The organism is Luteithermobacter gelatinilyticus (assembly GCF_005849285.1).
Lineage (GTDB): Bacteria > Pseudomonadota > Alphaproteobacteria > Sphingomonadales > Emcibacteraceae > Luteithermobacter > Luteithermobacter gelatinilyticus.
Genome location: NZ_CP040517.1, coordinates 1,730,863 through 1,745,940, shown reverse-complemented (window position 1 = coordinate 1,745,940; position 15,078 = coordinate 1,730,863). Strand labels below are relative to the sequence as shown.

13 protein-coding genes and 1 tRNA gene are annotated in these 15,078 nt (G+C 55.0%); 7 read left to right on the top strand and 7 right to left on the bottom strand.

Going from position 1 to position 15,078, the window contains the following annotated elements; genetic code table 11:
* Nucleotides 1–91 precede the first annotated feature (91 nt).
* The gene (locus FE788_RS07890) at nucleotides 92–2,251 is read left to right on the top strand and encodes a ComEC/Rec2 family competence protein (RefSeq protein ID WP_168190328.1); all 2,160 of its coding nucleotides are present in this window, start codon (nucleotides 92–94) and stop codon (nucleotides 2,249–2,251) included.
* An 80-nt stretch (nucleotides 2,252–2,331) separates the two neighbouring features.
* Here the strand turns inward: FE788_RS07890 and lexA are convergent, their stop codons facing one another.
* The 7 genes from lexA to FE788_RS07855 all read right to left on the bottom strand — a co-directional run bounded on the left by lexA (nucleotide 2,332) and on the right by FE788_RS07855 (nucleotide 7,437).
* Entirely contained in the window at nucleotides 2,332–3,006 is a 675-nt protein-coding gene (gene lexA / locus FE788_RS07885) for a transcriptional repressor LexA (RefSeq protein WP_138380119.1), read from the bottom strand.
* 92 nt (nucleotides 3,007–3,098) lie between these two features.
* The gene (locus FE788_RS07880; RefSeq protein WP_138380118.1) at nucleotides 3,099–4,307 is read right to left on the bottom strand and encodes a molybdopterin molybdotransferase MoeA; all 1,209 of its coding nucleotides are present in this window, start codon (nucleotides 4,305–4,307) and stop codon (nucleotides 3,099–3,101) included.
* Nucleotides 4,308–4,316: 9 nt separating this feature from the next.
* Complete coding sequence (gene moaC, locus FE788_RS07875; protein ID WP_138380117.1) at nucleotides 4,317–4,793, bottom strand: cyclic pyranopterin monophosphate synthase MoaC; 477 nt, start codon at nucleotides 4,791–4,793, stop codon at nucleotides 4,317–4,319.
* Entirely contained in the window at nucleotides 4,793–5,590 is a 798-nt protein-coding gene (gene trpC / locus FE788_RS07870) for an indole-3-glycerol phosphate synthase TrpC (RefSeq protein ID WP_138380116.1), read from the bottom strand. The genes moaC and trpC overlap by 1 nt, the downstream gene beginning before the upstream one ends.
* Nucleotides 5,591–5,614: 24 nt before the next feature.
* Nucleotides 5,615–6,631 carry an anthranilate phosphoribosyltransferase gene (gene trpD / locus FE788_RS07865; RefSeq protein ID WP_138380115.1) on the bottom strand — a complete coding sequence of 339 codons (1,017 nt, stop codon included), beginning with the start codon at nucleotides 6,629–6,631 and terminating at the stop codon, nucleotides 5,615–5,617.
* Complete coding sequence (locus FE788_RS07860; RefSeq protein ID WP_138380114.1) at nucleotides 6,628–7,242, bottom strand: anthranilate synthase component II; 615 nt, start codon at nucleotides 7,240–7,242, stop codon at nucleotides 6,628–6,630. The genes trpD and FE788_RS07860 overlap by 4 nt, the downstream gene beginning before the upstream one ends.
* 121 nt (nucleotides 7,243–7,363) lie before the next feature.
* Nucleotides 7,364–7,437, bottom strand: a tRNA-Gln gene (locus FE788_RS07855).
* Nucleotides 7,438–7,726: 289 nt separating this feature from the next.
* Between FE788_RS07855 and FE788_RS07850 the strand changes: the two genes are divergently transcribed.
* From FE788_RS07850 to panB, 6 genes are all read left to right on the top strand, one after another.
* Nucleotides 7,727–8,824: a Ppx/GppA phosphatase family protein gene (locus FE788_RS07850; RefSeq protein ID WP_138380113.1), complete on the top strand. Its 1,098-nt coding sequence runs from the start codon at nucleotides 7,727–7,729 to the stop codon at nucleotides 8,822–8,824.
* A 38-nt stretch (nucleotides 8,825–8,862) separates the two neighbouring features.
* Nucleotides 8,863–9,552, top strand: coding sequence for an SAM-dependent methyltransferase (locus tag FE788_RS07845; RefSeq protein ID WP_138381333.1), 690 nt, complete (start codon nucleotides 8,863–8,865; stop codon nucleotides 9,550–9,552).
* A gap of 213 nt (nucleotides 9,553–9,765) precedes the next feature.
* Complete coding sequence (gene guaB / locus FE788_RS07840; RefSeq protein WP_210413819.1) at nucleotides 9,766–11,226, top strand: IMP dehydrogenase; 1,461 nt, start codon at nucleotides 9,766–9,768, stop codon at nucleotides 11,224–11,226.
* Nucleotides 11,227–11,234: 8 nt separating this feature from the next.
* Nucleotides 11,235–12,518, top strand: coding sequence for an RsmB/NOP family class I SAM-dependent RNA methyltransferase (locus tag FE788_RS07835; protein ID WP_138380111.1), 1,284 nt, complete (start codon nucleotides 11,235–11,237; stop codon nucleotides 12,516–12,518).
* A gap of 72 nt (nucleotides 12,519–12,590) precedes the next feature.
* Complete coding sequence (guaA, locus tag FE788_RS07830) at nucleotides 12,591–14,138, top strand: glutamine-hydrolyzing GMP synthase (RefSeq protein WP_138380110.1); 1,548 nt, start codon at nucleotides 12,591–12,593, stop codon at nucleotides 14,136–14,138.
* 112 nt (nucleotides 14,139–14,250) lie between these two features.
* Nucleotides 14,251–15,075 (top strand): 3-methyl-2-oxobutanoate hydroxymethyltransferase, encoded by an 825-nt coding sequence (gene panB / locus FE788_RS07825; protein WP_138380109.1) that lies wholly within the window; start codon nucleotides 14,251–14,253, stop codon nucleotides 15,073–15,075.
* The last annotated feature ends 3 nt before the right edge of the window (nucleotides 15,076–15,078 follow it).

The window sequence follows — 15,078 nt, the reverse complement described above, 5'->3', positions numbered from 1 at the left end:
GGCAGATTTCTAGCATAATTATATCGGAAAAAGGAAGCCCGATGTGTTAAAAAATTAAAACTATTTGTTATTTAGGGTCTTTTTTGGCCGATTGGGGGGGAGAAAAATTACAGTTCCCGGCTTCTTCGAGGGCATACTGGAGCGCGAACGGCCAAGGGTATTTCTCTGGGGACCCGTATGCCTGGCCGCTGGCATTGGCCTGTATTTTTCGCTCGACAAGGAACCTCAGCCTTTTGGGGGGCTGATTATCCTGGGACCACTGCTTGTGGCGGCCCTGTGGGCCCGGCGGCGGTATTTCTGGGTCTCCTGTATCCTCTGGGCAGTGTTATTTGGCGTTGTGGGGTTTCAACTGGCCCTCTTGCGGACCGCACTTCTTGCTACCCCTACAGTGATACAAAAAAGCCGTCCGCTATTGCTGGAAGGCATACTCAACACGGTGGACAGGACAACAGGCGGTGTCATCCGAATTGTGCTGGATGGAGTGGCGCTGCCGACGGCCTTGCACCCGGAAAGCGCCGGGAAAACCCTGCGGGTACGTCTGGTGATCAGGGGAAATGATTCCGATATTCTCCCTGAAGGGGGGATTCTGCCCGGTGATCATATCCGGCTGAACGCTGTGGTGATGCCACCGCCGGCTCCGAATATTCCGGGGGAATTTGATTTTGGGCGTCAACTCTGGTTCAAGCGCATCGGTGCTGTGGGTTATGGGATGGGAAGGATTGAGCGCCTGTCTCGGCCACCGCCACATTTTACTGATCTGGAGCGGATCAGGCATATTCTGGCCCAGCGGGTGCTGTCCCGGTTGGACGGAGAGAGTGGCGGCCTGGCGACAGCCCTGATCACAGGAAACCGCAGCGGTATCCCGGAACCGGTAGCGGAACATATGCGGGATGCGGGCCTGGCCCATCTTCTGGCCATTTCGGGGTTGCATATGGGATTATTTACGGGGTCGATATTTTATCTTGCCCGCCTGCTCCTGGCCTGTATTCCCTGGGTGGCACTCAGATATCCGATCCGGAAATGGGCGGCTTGCTTGGCGCTTGGGGGCGGGGGGATTTATCTGTTGATTAGCGGCGGCTCCATTCCCACCATACGTGCCTTTATCATGGTTACGATCGTTTTTCTTGGCATTCTCACCGACCGACGCGCAATTTCCCTCCGGCTTGTGGCGCTGGCTGCCAGTCTCATTCTGGCAATGACGCCAGAAGCGTTGCTGTCGGTAAGTTTTCAGATGTCATTTGCCGCTGTGACGGCGTTGGTGGCGGTATATGAACGATGGGGCGGGGCGCTCGGCCGGAAAATGGCACAAAAGAACCGGGGCTGGCTCTGGCGGAGTGGGTTTTATCTGCTGACGGTCATACTCACCACTTTTGTGGCCGAACTGGCGATTGGTCCGGTGGCCTTGTATCATTTTAACAAGATTGTGCATCTGGGGTTGTTGGCTAATCTGATCGCCATGCCGGTGATGGCAATATGGGTCATGCCCTGGATCGTGATATGTTTGATGTTAATGCCCGTGGGGCTGGAGGCTTTGGCGCTTTATCCCATGTCGTTGGGGTTGGAGTTGATTATTTTTGTGGCAGGCTGGGTGGCACAGCATCCCTTTGCCGTCAGCCTGTTGCCTGATATCGGTCTTGCCGCGCTGGTGCTGATGGTTCTGGGGGGATTGTGGCTGGCCTTGTGGCAAAGTCGGTTGCGGCTTCTCGGGGGAGTATTGGTTGCCGCGGGGGTGAGTATGGCATTCCTGCAACACCCGCCTGACATCCTAGTTGACAATAAAGGCCGCATGATTGGCGTCGTGACGGCAGAAGGCGGTATCAAACTGTCCACCCTACAGGGCAGTCGTATTACCCGGGAAAGCTGGGCTCGGTATTATGGGCAGGAGAGCGCAGAAAAGTGGGATTATGCCGGGATCGGGGGGACGGCAACCCCGGAAATCAGCTGTGATGCGCTGAGTTGCCTATTCCGCCCGGATAAAGGTCAAGAAGGCAGGGAGAATGGTTTTCTGATCGCTTTGGTACGGGATGAACTGGCTCTGAGGGAGGATTGCTTGCGGGCAGACATTGTTATCAGCCTGGTGGCGGTGAAAACAGTATGCCCGCGGGCTCGTCTGGTGCTTGATAGGTGGGATTTTTATGAAAAAGGCGGTCATGCCCTGTGGCTGCCTGAACACAAGCAGGGCGCCGTTGTTGTAAAAACTGTTGTTGGCGAGCGGGGACAGCGTCCGTGGACGATATCTCCGCTAAAATGAATTGTGATAAGATTCACTCTAAACGCCACCCTCCCGGCTCGTGTCTTGAAAGGGCTTCGTTCTTCCGGGGACAGCGGACGTCAGTATTTGCGCAATAGTCCCACCAGGCGCCCCTGAATCCGGACCCGGTTTGCAGGATATACCTGGGTTTCATAATCTCGGTTTGCCGGTTCCAGTGCCACATCAGGACCTTTTTTGTAAAGGGTTTTGAGGGTGGCTTCCTGCTCATCCACAAGGGCTACGACAATGGCCCCGTTATCGGCCGTGTCACAACGTTTGATAATCACGGTATCCCCGTCCAATATGCCAGCCTCCACCATGGAATCGCCATCAATTTCCAGGGCATAATGGCTTCCGCCGCCGATCATGCTGGCGGGAATTTCAATATTTTCATACTGTTCCAGCGCCTCAATCGGTGTGCCTGCGGCAATACGTCCATGCAGAGGGATTTCCACAGTTGACGGGGCCTGCGGTGGTGTTTTGGCGGAAAAATCGGGACGGAACACATTCTGCCCGGAGGCGGTCGGGACGGGAATTTCCTGATCCGGCAGCCGCAGAATTTCAAGGGCGCGCGCCTTGTGGGGCAGGCGACGGATAAAGCCCCGTTCCTCCAGGGCATTAATCAGGCGGTGAATGCCGGATTTGGATTTCAGCTCAAGGGCATCTTTCATTTCATCAAAAGACGGGGCGACACCGGTGTTCTGCAAGCGCTCATGAATAAATAACAAAAGATCCCGCTGCTTTTTGGTCAGCATCTCTGCCTCCTGTGTGGTTCTCTTTTGTTCTTTTATGTTCTGTTTTTGGTCTTATGTCAAGCAAAAGCACAAAACTGAATCTTTTTCAGACCTCACTCAGGCAACATCAGCGCCGGGATCAGGGCGTCTTGGGCGGCAGCCGGGGCCTGGGGCGGGCGAATCAGAAGGCCATTGGAGCGGGCCAGAGGGCTAAGCCAGCCGCTGTCCTGAGCGCCGGCAAGGTCCGCCACAAGCCGACCTTGCGCATCGGAGTCAATGCGGGCCCGCAAGTAATGTTGCCGGGGGCCATTGGCGGGCAAGGCACAGGATAGGCTGACCATCACCTTTTGCGCGCCACTTGACCGACGCCCCTGGAGGCGATGCAGGGCCGGGAGCAAAAAGACCAATGCACAGACATAGGCCGAGGCCGGGTTACCGGGCAGCCCCAACATGGGGATATCCCGGTAATGACCGAAAATCAGCGGTTTGCCCGGACGCATGGCAATTTTCCAGAAATCTACTTCAAGCCCCTGTGTTCCCAGGACCTTTTGTACCAGGTCATGATCGCCGACAGAGGCCCCGCCAATGGTCACAAACAGGTCCACATCCCTGACCTGTTCAGCCATAATCCGTAAAGAGCTTTCATTATCACGGGCAATCCCCAGTTCCAGAACCTCGGCCCCCTGATGTTCGAGCAAGGTGCTCAGCATCACGGCATTGGAGTTGACGATCTGGCCTGCTGTTACAGTTCCGCCGACCTCGACCAGTTCGTCTCCTGTGGAAAGCAAGGCCACACGGGGGATGCGGCTCACCGGTAGCGTGGCCACATTGGCAGCCGCCAGCAGGCCGATATGGCGGGAGGTGAGGCGGGTGCCTTTTTCTACAAGGATGTCTCCGTTTCTGAAATCCCCGCCGGCGCGGCGGATATTTTTCCCCCGAGGGGCACTTTCCAGGATGCGCACCATATCTTCTGCGGGCTTTTCAGTATTTTCCTGAATAATCACGGTGTCCGCCCCTTTGGGCATGACGCCGCCGGTAAAAATACGCACGGCTTCTCCTGGCCCGATCGTACCCGAAAAAACGCTGCCCGCCGGTGCTTCACCAATCAGCTTGAGGGTTGCCGGACCGTCGGCCAGATCGGCATGACGAACCGCATAACCGTCCATGGCGGATGCGTCAAACGGCGGCTGGGTGAGCCGGGACTTGATGTCTTCTGCGGCGATGCGGCCATGGGCCTGACGCAAGGGGACAGTTTCCGGACAAACTGGCGTAAAGGCCCTTAACAGCCTTTCCAAGGCATCGGATACGGGAAGAAGCGTCATGAGAGCCCCCTATTTCGCATCAAAAGTGCCGGATTTGCCGCCAGATTTGTGTATCAGACGGATGTCGCCAATGCGCATGGTTTTGTCCACTGCCTTGCACATATCATAAATGGTCAGCGCGGACAGGGAAACTGCTGTCAATGCCTCCATTTCGATGCCGGTGCGCCCGAACAAGGTCGCCGTCGCGGTGATCTCGATCCCGTTTTTTTCGGGAAGAAAGCGGAACGTCACCTCGGCATTTTGCAAGGACAGGGGATGACACAGGGGGATAAGGTCGGCGGTTTTTTTGGCCGCCATGATCCCCGCCAGTCGGGCAACAGGCAAAACGTCCCCTTTGGGCAGGCCACCATCCTCAAGCAGCGCCAGGGTTTCTGGCGCCATATAAATCACCCCCTGCGCCACCGCCTTGCGATGGGTTTCCTTTTTACGGGAGATGTCAACCATGCGCGCGGCGCCATCCTTGTCAATATGGCTGAGTTTGGACATCAGTTTTCTCCCAATAGATCCCGGGTGGCTTGGGCGACGTCATTCTGACGCATCAGGGATTCACCGATCAGGAATGTGTTCACCCCGGCTTCCTGCCGCAGCATTTCAAGGTCCTGAGGGGTGAAAATTCCACTTTCGCTGACCAGAAGCCGGTTTTTTTCCACACGGTTGGCCAGGCGAATGGTGGTTTCCAGTGTCACCTCAAAAGTTTTAAGATCACGGTTGTTTATGCCCAAGAGGGGGCTGTTGAGCCTGTGAGCCCGTTCCAGCTCCTGTTCATCATGTACTTCGATCAAAACATCCAGACCCAGCTCCCGGGCGACCTGTTCCAGTTCCGCCGCCTGACTATCCTCCAGCATGGCCATGATCAGCAAAATGCAATCCGCGCCAATGGCCCGGGCTTCAACCACCTGATAGGGGTCAATCATGAAGTCCTTGCGCAAAACGGGCAGGGAGACCGCTTCCCGCGCGGCTATAAGATAGTCGTCGGCCCCCTGAAAATAGGGGACGTCCGTCAGAACGGACAGACAGCTTGCCCCTCCGGCTTCATAGGCACAGGCCAGGTCCGCTGGGACAAAATCAGGACGGATCAGTCCTTTGCTGGGGCTGGCTTTCTTGATTTCGCAGATCAGGCCGAAACGCCCTTCCTCCCGTGCTTTAAGAAGGCGATGGTAAAACCCCCGTGGCGGAGCGCCTTCTCGGGCTCGGATTTCCAGTTCTGCCAGAGAACGGTGTCGTTTGCAGTTTTCTACATGGGCACGTTTGTCGGCAGCAATTTTGTCAAGTATGGTTGTCATGGTGTGTTATTCGTAAAGGCCGTATTATTGGTTAGACATTTTGATCCATTGTTCCAGTTTATGACGCGCGCCGCCATTATCAATGGTGTCCGCAGCCATCACGACGCCCTGTTTCAGACTGTCTGCCTTGCCCGCCACAAGCAAAGCCGCTGCTGAGTTCAGCAGCACAATGTCCCGGTAAGCCGTTTTTTCTCCATCCAGAAGCCGACGCAAAGCGGCGGCATTATAGGTGGCATCACCGCCGCGGATATCTTCAATTTTGCAATTGGTTAGGCCCGCATCTTCAGGTAATATCTGAAATTCATTCAGGGTGCCGTTATGGTATTCGACCACATAAGAGGGGCCGGAAATGCTGAGTTCATCAAGACCATCAGCGCCATGAACCACCCAGACATGTTCGGACCCGAGTTGGCCCAGAACCTCGGCCATGGGGCGCAGCCATTTTTTATCAAACACGCCGATGACCTGTCTTTTAGCGCCAGCGGGATTGGCCAGGGGGCCAAGCAGATTAAAAATGGTCCGGGTGCCAAGCATGGCCCGGGCCGGGCCCACATGTCGCATGGCGCTGTGATGTCGGGTGGCCATCAGGAAACCAATGCCAAGATGCCGCAGACAGTTTTCAACAACCTCAAGATCGGCCTCGATATTGACCCCCAGGGTTTCCAGCACGTCAGCGGAACCGGATTTGGAGGACATGGCCCGGTTGCCGTGTTTGGCCACGGGCACGCCACAGGCCGCCAGGATAATGGCGGCGGCGGTGGAAATGTTATAGGTGCTGGCCCCGTCACCGCCGGTACCGCAGGTGTCCACCGCTCCTTCGGGGGCCTGAATGGTTCGGGCTTTGGCGCGCATAACCTCCGCCGCGCCGGTGATTTCCTCCACGGTTTCCCCGCGTACTCTGAGGCCCATGAGAAAGGCGCCGATCTGCGGGCCGCTGGCGTCACCACTCATCATGAATTCAAAACTCTGGCGCGATTCTTCCCGGCTGAGGCTTTGCCCCCGGGCAATCTTATCGAGTATGGCTTTGAAATCGAATGTCATGAGGCCTGTTCCGTATCAGTGGATCCCTGTGCGACAGTAAAGGCACGAGCCAAGTCAATAAAATTTTTCAGCAATTCATGCCCGTACTGACTTTCGATGCTTTCCGGATGGAACTGGACGCCGTGAACCGGATGAGTTTTATGGCACAGGCCCATAATCAGGCCATCCTCGGTTTCCGCTGTGACTTGGAGGCAATCCGGAAGGCTGTCCCGATCCACAATCAGGGAATGGTACCGGGTTGCGCGAAACGGACTGTCCAGTTTCTTGAACACGGAAGTGCCGTGATGCTTGACGTCGCTCACCTTGCCATGCATCAGATAAGGCGCGCGAACAACCTTGCCCCCGTAAGCCTGGCCGATGGCCTGGTGTCCGAGACAAACCCCGAAAAGGGGCAGGCGACCAGCCGCCTTTTTCAGAAGGTCGAGGCAAATTCCCGCTTCATTGGGAGTGCAGGGGCCGGGAGAAAGAATGACCCCTTCCGGATGAAGGGCCAGAACGTCTTCGGCGCTGATGGCATCATTACGCCATACCTCGACATCTACCCCAAGTTCGCCCAGATAGTGATAAAGGTTATAGGTAAAACTGTCGTAATTATCTATGAGTACAAACATGCCCGGCCCAAACGTGTTCGGTTTATTCTTTATCCTTTTACAGAAGTTGATCGCAAAGGGCTAATATTAATTCGCAGGAAATGCTTTGGAAACTCTGGGGAAGCTCTGGGCGAAGAAAAGATGGATCCGGGGACTGGATTCGAACCAGTACTGATGGAGTCAGAGTCCATAGTTCTACCATTAAACTACCCCGGATCAGGGGGCCGTTGCGAACGGCTATTGGATTTGATGAGCCCTTATATAATGATTTTTTTTCCAAGGTCCAGTAATAATTTTCGTTTCCGGGGGAATAATTTTTGCTGTTTTTTCTATGAAGGTTGGATCAGGCACATTATATAAAGGGCTGTGGATATGTTGAATAAGGTTATTATGGGGATTAACCCCCCAGGCGAACATGAATAATCAGAATAAGGACGGTAAAACACAGCACTCTGATGTCAGTTCGGGAAAAAAGTGGAGCAAAAAAAGGCCCAAAAACCGCTATATGCGACAACAGGTGAACGGACCAGCTTACGGCGCCATTGATCTTGGCACCAATAACTGTCGTTTGCTGGTGGCGCACCCGACGGCAAATGGGTTCAAGGTGGTGGACGCTTTTTCCCGCATTGTCCGGCTGGGCGAAGGGTTAAGCCGCAACGGCGTTTTGTCGGATGCCGCCATTGATCGCACTATTGAGGCACTGCAGATCTGTGTCAACAAGATGCAGCGACGGCAGGTGGCCTATATGCGCAATGTGGCGACCCAGGCTTGCCGGGAAGCCCGTAATTGTGCCGAATTTGTAGAGCGGGTGGAAAAAGAAGTGCGTATCAAGCTGGACATTATTGATCCGGAAGAAGAGGCGCGTTTAGCGGTTTTGGGCTGCAAGGCGCTGCTGGATACCCGCTATTCTTATGCGATCGTGTTTGATATTGGCGGTGGCAGCACCGAACTGATCTGGCTGAAAATCAAGAAAAACCGCCAGCCGGAGATTATCGGCTGGACTTCAGTTCCCTATGGCGTGGTCAATCTGTCGGAACGTTATGGCACCCATGACGTCATTCCGGCGCAGGATTATCTGGAAATGAAAAATCTGGTGATCACCGCGCTGAAATCCTTTGAAGACAAATATAATATGCGCGCGCATGTGGATCGGGGCGAAGTGCAGCTTCTGGGAACTTCCGGTACGGTTACGACCCTGACCAGCATGCATCTTGATCTTGAAAAATATGATCGCAATCAGGTGGACGGCACCCGGGTGATGAGTACACATATGCAGGAACTCTGCATGGAACTGTCGCGCATGACCTATGAACAGCGGGCCTCGCGCGGGGGCATTGGCCATGACCGGGCGGAATTGGTGGTGGCGGGGTGCGCTATTCTCGAAGCCATTATGGCTTTGTGGCCCATTGATCAGATCCGTGTGGCCGACCGGGGGATCCGTGAAGGGGTTCTGCTGGATCTCATGGCCGCTCACCAGCCGCCGCAGCGCAAAAAATATTTTCGCAAGCGGTCCCGGAGAAAACGCTCCAGAACCACGGAACCGTCTCGGAAACCGGCCGTTGCGACAGACATGAATCAGACCCGCAAAGAGGCCGTGCGATGATCAAAAAACCAAAACTCACCCGCACCGGCAAACCCCGTATGACTCACGCAGCCGGCATTACCCGGGGGAGAAAACACCGAGTCAAGACGGCGAAAGGCCGTCGGTTGTCCTCCACCCGATGGTTGGAGCGGCAATTGAATGACCCTTATGTGGCGGCGGCTCAACGGGACGGGTACCGTTCCCGCGCGGCTTATAAACTGATTGAACTGGATGAAAAATACCATTTTCTGAAAGACGCCCATACGGTGGTGGATCTGGGGGCGGCGCCTGGCGGCTGGACCCAGGTGGCGTCACAACGCTGCCCGAAAGATGTCAGGCTTGTTGGGATTGATCTGCTGCCGGTGGATCCCATTGCCGGCGCGACCATCCTGGAGATGGATTTTATGGCGGACGGTGCCGATAAGGCATTGAAAAAGCTGATTGACGGGGATGCAGATCTGGTGCTTAGTGATATGGCGGCGTCTACTATTGGCCATCCGCAGACCGATCATTTGCGCACCATTGCATTGGTAGAAGCAGCGTATTTTTTTGCCCGGGATGTGCTTAGCGAAGGCGGGGCGTTTGTGGCAAAAGTTTTCCGGGGCGGGACGGATCATGAACTTCTGGAGCTGATGAAGGGAAATTTCCGCAGTGTCCGCCATTACAAACCGCCGGCCAGCCGGCCTGAATCGCCGGAAACCTATGTGGTGGCACAGGGGTTCAGAAAAAGCGGACTCCATGAAGTTTAGCCATATTGAAAAAGCCTGGTCTATAGCGTCAGTAAAGATAAAAAATACCGTGATCTGACGACAAAGTGCTTCCGGAACGGAACAGGATTCTTTTTTTGACCTTTTGACGAAATCCTGCTATCACCCCTTACTTTCCTTCTGCGGGTGTGGTTTTCCCTGCAGCAGGAGCGGAATTCAGCTATACTCATCGCCGTTATGGATAAGGACACAAACATGGATATCCGTGAAGCACTCACATTTGATGATGTTCTTCTGGTGCCGCAGGCGTCGGAGATTCTGCCTGCGCAGGTGAATGTGCAGACCGAGCTGACGCGAAAAATCAAACTGAACATTCCCCTTATATCTGCGGCGATGGACACGGTGACAGAGGCCCCCATGGCGATTGCCATGGCGCAGGCCGGTGGAATCGGGGTGATCCACAAAAATTTTTCTATCGAAGAGCAGGTCAACCAGGTCCGTATTGTCAAAAAATTTGAATCCGGCATGGTGGTCAATCCGATTACCATTAATCCGGATAATACGCTGGCGGACACGTTGCAGCTGATGACCGATCATAAGATTTCCGGCATTCCCGTTGTGGAAAAAGCCACTGGCAAGCTGGTGGGCATCATTACCAACCGGGATGTCCGTTTTGCCAGTAACATGTCGCAGCCAGTCAGTGAGATCATGACCCGCGAGAACCTGGTGACCGTCAAGGCCGGCGTCAAGATGGAAGAAGCCAAGATGCTGCTTCATAAGCATCGGATCGAAAAACTTCTGGTGGTGGACGACGAATATAAATGTATTGGCCTGATTACGGTTAAAGATATTGAAAAAGCCCGTCAGCATCCCAATGCCTGTAAAGATGAGGGCGGCCGTCTTCGGGTCGGGGCTGCAACTTCCGTAGGCAAGGATGGTTTTGCCCGGGCTGAGGCGCTCATAGATGCCGGTGTTGATCTTCTTGTGGTGGATACCGCCCACGGCCATAACAAGGATATTCGCGTCATTATCGAAAGACTCAAAAAAGAATACAGCGATGTACAGGTGGTGGGCGGTAATGTGGCCACGGGCGATGCGACCAAGGCTCTGATCGACGCCGGTGCGGATGCGGTCAAGGTGGGGATTGGCCCGGGATCCATCTGCACCACCCGGATTGTGGCAGGCATTGGCGTGCCGCAGCTGACCGCCATTATGGATGCGGTTGAAGCTGCCCGGAATTCAGGAGTTTCCATCATAGCCGATGGGGGGATCAAAACATCCGGTGATATCGCCAAGGCCATTGCTGCCGGGGCGAGTACGGTAATGATCGGCTCCCTGCTGGCGGGGACCGAAGAATCCCCGGGCGAAGTTTTCCTGTATCAGGGACGGTCTTACAAGGCCTATCGGGGCATGGGATCCCTGGGCGCCATGGCACGCGGTTCTGCGGATCGTTATTTCCAGCAGGAAGTCAAGGACACGCTGAAACTGGTGCCGGAAGGCATTGAAGGTCAGGTGCCGTTCAAAGGGCCGGTCGCCGGCATGCTACATCAACTTGTGGGCGGGCTTCGGGCTGCCATGGGCTATACCGGCAGTGCGACCATTCAGGACCTTCATGAACGGGCCAAGTTTGTGAAAATTTCCAATGCCGGACTCCGGGAAAGCCATGTCCATGATGTAACCATCACCCGAGAGTCTCCCAATTATCCGTCCTCATAAGGTCCGCAATGCAGGATCATGCCAGAGTTCAGGCGGTGATTGACCTTGTTGAGGAGGTTCATCACAGCCTTGAACAAAAGGGGCCTGCGGCAGATATGCTGGTCAGGCAATATTTCCGCTCCCGCCGGTATGCCGGCAGCAGGGATCGACGGTTGATTACCGACATGCTGTATAACATCATCCGGGGGTGGGGATCTTTCCGCGCCAGTATGGAGGAATTTTCCGCCCGTAAGATGGTTCTGGCCTTTTTGATTTCGAATGGCACGGCACGGGAGGAAATCGACACATATTTTGGAGGAGCCACCCACGGCCCGGCCCCGCTGACGCCAGAGGAACAATGTTATCTGGATCATCTGAAGATTCCCGAACGTCGCTGCCCCGAATGGATGGAAAACCGTTTGAGGGGTCGTTTTGGTGAGGAACTGGACGAGGCACTGTCAGCACTTAATGAACGGGCGCCGCTTAATCTTAGGGTGAACACGCTGAAAACCAACCGGGAAAACGTCTGTGCGATATTGAGAGAACACAATATTGACGGCATGCCGGGCCAGTGGGGACCGCAGGCGCTGATTGTGCCGACCAATACGCGGATCAGGGATCTTGATCTGTACAAAAAGGGCCTGGTGGAATTTCAGGACGAAGCCGCGCAGATCGCCGTCAGCTTATGCGGCCTTGTCCCCGGGCAGCAGGTTGTGGATTTTTGCGCCGGGGGCGGTGGGAAAAGTCTGGCGGCAGCAGCGGTCATGCAAAATCGGGGACAAATTTGCGCCTTTGATATCAGCAAGGCACGGCTTGCTGATCTGAAACCCCGGGCAAAACGTGCTGGCGTACATATCCTTCAAAGCAGGGGGCTGGCGCAAACCGAGGCTGAACGACAGAAGCAGCTTGCCCCGGTGCGGGGGAAAATGGATCGGGTGTTGGTGGACGTGCCCTGTAGCGGAAGTGGCACTTGGCGGCGCAATCCAGAAGCCAAATGGCGGCTGGAAGAAAAAGATCTGATGTTTTACGTACATCTTCAGCAGGAAATTCTGGATCAGGCCTGGCCCCTGGTCCGAGAGGGCGGGCGTCTTGTCTATATGACCTGTTCCCTGTTTGAAGAGGAAAACGAAAACCAGGTTGAACAGTTTCTCCGGCGACACAAGACGGCGGTGTTGAAGGATTATCGGGATACGGCGCCGGGCCGGTTCCCTGAGACATTCTCCTTAATGGCGCCTTGTCTTCTGCTGGTGCCGCACCGTCATGGCACGGACGGTTTTTTTGTCGCCATCATGGAGAAAAAAACAGTTTCATAACCGCTGTGTAAAATTGCCCTCTCCCTGCGAATTCGGCTGGACAAGCGACGGGGTGCAGGCTATTTTCCGGCCATGACAGAGCGGATTCTAATCATTGATTTTGGTTCCCAGGTGACCCAGCTGATTGCGCGCCGGGTCCGGGAAAGTGGTGTATATTCGGAAATTGTCCCGTTTAACCGGGCGGCCGAAATTCTTGATGACTTTAACCCGGCCGGAATTATTCTTTCCGGCGGACCCAGCAGCGTGACTGGTACCGATACCCCCCGCGCCCCGCAGCGGGTATTTGAGATGGGGGTGCCCGTGCTTGGCATCTGTTACGGCGAACAGACCATGTGTGCCCAGTTGGGGGGTAAGGTGGAAAAAGCCGAAGAACGGGAATTTGGTCGGGCTTTTCTGAATGTGACAGAAAACAGCAAGCTTTTTGAGGGGGTCTGGAACAAAGGCGAGCGTCATCAGGTTTGGATGAGCCACGGGGACCGGGTGGTGGCGCTGCCTGACGGGTTTACCGTGATTGGCACCAGTGATAATGCCCCCTATGCCGCTATTGCTGATGAGCAGCGAAAATTCTACGCCGTGCAGTTTCATCCGGAAGTGGTGCATACTCCGGACGGGGCGAAACTGCTGGCCAATTTTGTGCATCAGATCTGTGGCTGCAGCGGGGACTGGACCATGGCGTCCTTCAAAGAAACCGCCATTCAGGCCATTCGCGATCAGGTGGGTAAGGGGCGCGTGATTTGCGGCCTGTCCGGCGGCGTTGATTCTTCTGTGGTTGCGGTATTGCTGCATGAGGCCATCGGAGACCAGCTGACCTGTGTGTTTGTGGATCATGGCCTGATGCGCGCCAATGAAGCAGAACAGGTGGTCAGCCTGTTCCGGGATCATTATAATATCCAGTTGGTGCACAAAGACGCCAGTGATCTGTTTCTGGGGCGGCTTGCCGGGGTGACGGATCCCGAACAGAAACGGAAAATCATCGGTGGACTGTTCATTGACGTTTTCGAGGAAGAAGCGAAAAAAGTTGGTGGCGCGGATTTCCTGGCGCAGGGAACGCTGTATCCCGATGTTATCGAATCCGTGTCTTTTACTGGTGGCCCGAGCGTAACCATTAAATCCCATCACAATGTGGGCGGTTTGCCGGAACGTATGAATATGGCGCTGGTGGAACCTCTGCGGGAACTGTTCAAGGATGAAGTTCGCGCCCTCGGGCGGGAACTGGGCCTGCCGGAAGCGTTTATCAAACGTCATCCATTCCCTGGGCCGGGGCTGGCCATTCGTATTCCGGGAGAGATTACCCGGGAAAAATGCGATATTTTGCGCAAAGCCGATGCCATCTACCTTCAGGAAATTGACAATGCCGGGTTGTATGACGCCATTTGGCAGGCTTTTGCCGTGCTTCTGCCAGTGCGCACCGTGGGGGTCATGGGCGATGAACGGACCTATGATTATGTCTGTGCGCTGCGGGCCGTAACTTCAACAGACGGCATGACGGCGGACTATTATCATTTTGATCATGACTTCCTTTCCCGGGTATCCACCCGCATTATCAACGAGGTGCGCGGGATCAACCGGGTGGTCTATGACATCACTTCCAAACCGCCAGGCACCATCGAGTGGGAATAATGCGGCGAAGGGGAATGATCCGGTTTCCGGCAAAGATAAGCTGAAACTGTGCTGCCATTGGCAAACGGCGCTTCCGGCGGTATAAACATGGGACGTTGACAAGGAGTGTGACATGTATGCAGAAGCCAAAGTCCGCCGCAACACGGTGCGTGATATTGCGAAACTGAAAGGCAAACGTCCTATTGTGTCATTAACGGCCTATACAGCTCCCATGGCCAACTGGTTGGACGACCATGTAGATTTTCTGCTGGTCGGGGATTCCCTGGACATGGTGCTTTATGGCTTTGAGTCTACCACCGGACTTCCCCTGGATATTATGATCGAGCACACCAAGGCCGTGGTGCGCGGCTCGCGCAAGGCCATGGTGATCCTGGACATGCCGTTCGGGACCTATGAGGAATCTCCGGAAATCGCTTTCCGCAATGCGGCCCGTGCGGTCCAGGAAAGCAGCTGTTCCGCCATCAAAATGGAAGGCGGGGCGGAAATGGCCGAGACCATTCATTTTCTGACAGAACGCAAGATTGCCGTGATGGCCCATATTGGTCTGAAACCCCAGGCCGTGAATGTGATGGGCGGTTTTGTCACCCAGGGCCGCACAGAAGATAGCTGGGGGCCGATTCTGGACGATGCCTTTGCCGTTCAGGAAGCCGGCGCCTTCGCTGTGGTACTGGAAGGGATTGCCGAACCGCTAGCGCGCAAGATTACCGAGGAGTTAGATATCCCCACGATCGGAATCGGGGCTTCCGTACATTGTGATGGTCAGATTCTGGTCACCGAAGACATGCTTGGCCTGTTTCCCAGCAATGCCAAATTTGTTAAACGCTATGCGGAAATCGGAAAAACCATTGATGAAGCGGTGCGGACTTATGCCGAAGAAGTCAAAAATCGAAAATTTCCCGGCCCTGAACATACTTATGCCATGAAAAGCAAGTCCTAAGGC

What these genes read in the sequence shown, in the direction of transcription:
- lexA (WP_138380119.1), bottom strand. Translation starts at nt 3,006, where the DNA reads ATGCTGACCAAAAAGCAGCGGGATCTTTTGTTATTTATTCATGAGCGC.
- FE788_RS07880 (WP_138380118.1), bottom strand. Translation starts at nt 4,307, where the DNA reads ATGACGCTTCTTCCCGTATCCGATGCCTTGGAAAGGCTGTTAAGGGCC.
- moaC (WP_138380117.1), bottom strand. Translation starts at nt 4,793, where the DNA reads ATGTCCAAACTCAGCCATATTGACAAGGATGGCGCCGCGCGCATGGTT.
- trpC (WP_138380116.1), bottom strand. Translation starts at nt 5,590, where the DNA reads ATGACAACCATACTTGACAAAATTGCTGCCGACAAACGTGCCCATGTA.
- trpD (WP_138380115.1), bottom strand. Translation starts at nt 6,631, where the DNA reads ATGACATTCGATTTCAAAGCCATACTCGATAAGATTGCCCGGGGGCAA.
- FE788_RS07860 (WP_138380114.1), bottom strand. Translation starts at nt 7,242, where the DNA reads ATGTTTGTACTCATAGATAATTACGACAGTTTTACCTATAACCTTTAT.
- FE788_RS07850 (WP_138380113.1), top strand. Translation starts at nt 7,727, where the DNA reads ATGCGACAACAGGTGAACGGACCAGCTTACGGCGCCATTGATCTTGGC.
- FE788_RS07845 (WP_138381333.1), top strand. Translation starts at nt 8,863, where the DNA reads ATGACTCACGCAGCCGGCATTACCCGGGGGAGAAAACACCGAGTCAAG.
- guaB (WP_210413819.1), top strand. Translation starts at nt 9,766, where the DNA reads ATGGATATCCGTGAAGCACTCACATTTGATGATGTTCTTCTGGTGCCG.
- FE788_RS07835 (WP_138380111.1), top strand. Translation starts at nt 11,235, where the DNA reads ATGCAGGATCATGCCAGAGTTCAGGCGGTGATTGACCTTGTTGAGGAG.
- guaA (WP_138380110.1), top strand. Translation starts at nt 12,591, where the DNA reads ATGACAGAGCGGATTCTAATCATTGATTTTGGTTCCCAGGTGACCCAG.
- panB (WP_138380109.1), top strand. Translation starts at nt 14,251, where the DNA reads ATGTATGCAGAAGCCAAAGTCCGCCGCAACACGGTGCGTGATATTGCG.